This window comes from Bacteroides sp. 2_2_4, assembly GCF_000157055.1.
GTDB lineage: Bacteria > Bacteroidota > Bacteroidia > Bacteroidales > Bacteroidaceae > Bacteroides > Bacteroides ovatus.
On the sequence record NZ_EQ973388.1, the window covers coordinates 1 to 2493 of the forward strand.

Consider the following 2493-nt stretch of genomic DNA (forward strand, 5'->3'; position numbering starts at 1 on the left):
CACGAGGTGCTGCGCCCATAAGGGCATATAGTAAATGTAGGCTTAGCAACCTACCCGGCAAGGGTTTTCAACGCCGGTCATTAGCCAACTTATCCACTTAGCCGAAAGGCGGTGGGGAGTGTCGCATGTTGGAAACGGCATAAGTCAGCTAACTATCATGCTGCTACTGAATGTCTAAATGAAATGATAGATATGAGGATGAAGACTATACTGTTTGAACGACAGTCCGAGTTGTTAGTTGGTAAACCCCGACGGAAGATAGTTACAAACGTCGGGCTGCAATACTTCTACTTTCCTACCTCAAGTACGAGAGCCGAAAACCGATTGCAGAACAGCCGCAATAAGCGGAAAAGGACGAAAATCGCATCCGACAATCTATTGAGCTATGTTACTATATGTCTAAATGGGGATTGTCTAAGTAGGAATGCCGAAAGGCTATGGGGTTTGCCCCCTGAATATCCTATATGACAACAGAGTCTCCGTAGTAGTCCGAGCAAGGGAAAGCCTTGTACATGGCGAAGGGAGACAGTGAGTTATTATTTAATATGTTTAACGAATGATGTGTGAGACATTATGAGAGATTCAGCAAATGTATTAAACAGTCTGGCTGGGCACAGCCAAGACCCTAATTACAAGTTTGAACGGCTTTACCGACTGCTGTTCAATGAAAATCTGTACGCACTTGCCTATCAAAAGTTGTCGCAGAATGCGGGCAACTATACGAAAGGCACAGACGGGCAGACCATAGACGGAATGAGCATAAAGCACATTCACTCTATCATTGGACAGTTGAAAGACGAAAGTTACCGTCCGTGCCCTGCACGGAGAATTTACATTCCCAAAAAGAATGGCAAGCAACGTCCTTTAGGCATACCAGCCTTTAAGGACAAACTTGTACAGGAAGTTGTAAGGATGATTCTTGAATCCATCTACGAAGGTCATTTTGAAGACTGCTCGCATGGATTCAGACCACACCGTGGCTGTCATACGGCTATGGCTTCCTTACAAAAGGGAGGTACGGGAGCACGTTGGTTCATCGAGGGAGACATCAAGGGTTTCTTTGACAACATCAACCATGATGTTTTAATCGGAATCCTTGCTGAAAGAATCAATGACGAGCGTTTCCTGCGACTGATACGTAAATTCCTCAAAGCAGGCTACATGGAACAATGGGAGTACAAAAATTCCTATATCGGAACACCGCAGGGAGGCATAATAAGTCCGATTTTGGCGAATATTTATCTTGACAAACTCGATAAATTTATGCGGAACTACATAAACGTCTTCAATAAAGGTAAAGCACGTGTACGCAACCCCGAATATAAAAGGGTTGCAAATCGTAAGGACAAACGTGTAAAGAAACTGAAGAATGAAACAGACGAGCAGAAGAAAGAAGCATTGCGCAGGGAGATAGCCATTCTCCACCGTGAGATGCAACAACTTCCTGCAACTCTTGACATGGACGAAAACTTCAAACGCATGAGGTATGTACGCTATGCCGATGATTTTCTGATTTGCGTAATCGGAAGTAAAGAGGACTGTGTAAAAGCAAAGGGGGACATTAAGACCTTTCTGCAAGATACGTTGAAACTCGAACTTTCGGATGAAAAGACGTTAATCACCAACTCACACGACGCAGCCAAATTTCTCGGCTTTGATGTTACAGTCCGCAGTACGGACAAGACGAGAAAGGATTTCAGAGGAATCCCCATACGCTCACTTGACCATAAAGTGGTTCTTCTCCTGCCTTATGAGGTTATGAGAAAGAAACTGCTTGACTATAATGCGATGCGCATAATAATCAAGAATGGCAAGGAAGCATGGGAATCGACCTCACGCCCGTATCTCCGTAGTAATGATGACCTTGAAATACTCAACCGATACAATTCGGAAATTCGGGGAATCTATAACTACTACTGTATTGCAAACAATGTCAACATTCTCAATAGTTTCTATTACTACATGAAAGAGAGTATGTATAAAACATTATCATCCAAGTATGAATCAACCGTAAGGAAAATAATCCGTAAATATTGCCGGAATAAAGTCTTTACAGTAAGGTATGAAAACAACAAGGGCGAAATGTTGGAACGTACTATTTATCATGGAGGGTTCAAGCAGAGAAAAGACACGCGTATTGACAATGCGCATATCATGCCCAGTTATCGCGGGACTGAAAGTACCAGCCTTATGGCTCGGTTGAAAGCCCGTGAATGTGAATATTGCGGAGCGGAGGACAACCTTAGAATGGTGCATGTCCGCAAGCTAAAAGACCTGAAAGGCAAACAGGAGTGGGAACGCTTCATGATTGCCAGACAGAGAAAAACAATAGCAGTATGTGAAAATTGTTATCGTAAGATTCATGAAAAGAAATAGACTGAAAATAACCATGGAGAGCCGTATACATGGAGACGTGTACGTACGGTTCGGTGGCGAGCGTTTAGAAACCTACCGTCCGAAAGGACGGCAAGGCGCTTTGCGCTTAGCCTGTGG

General features: G+C 43.7%; 1 protein-coding gene. It reads left to right on the forward strand.

Annotated elements, in window-relative coordinates; translation table 11 throughout:
- Nucleotides 1–573: 573 nt before the first annotated feature.
- The gene (locus BSCG_RS00170; RefSeq protein ID WP_008777660.1) at nt 574–2376 is read left to right on the forward strand and encodes a reverse transcriptase domain-containing protein; all 1803 of its coding nucleotides are present in this window, start codon (nt 574–576) and stop codon (nt 2374–2376) included.
- The last annotated feature ends 117 nt before the right edge of the window (nt 2377–2493 follow it).

What these genes read in the sequence shown, in the direction of transcription:
- BSCG_RS00170 (WP_008777660.1), top strand. Translation starts at nt 574, where the DNA reads ATGAGAGATTCAGCAAATGTATTAAACAGTCTGGCTGGGCACAGCCAA.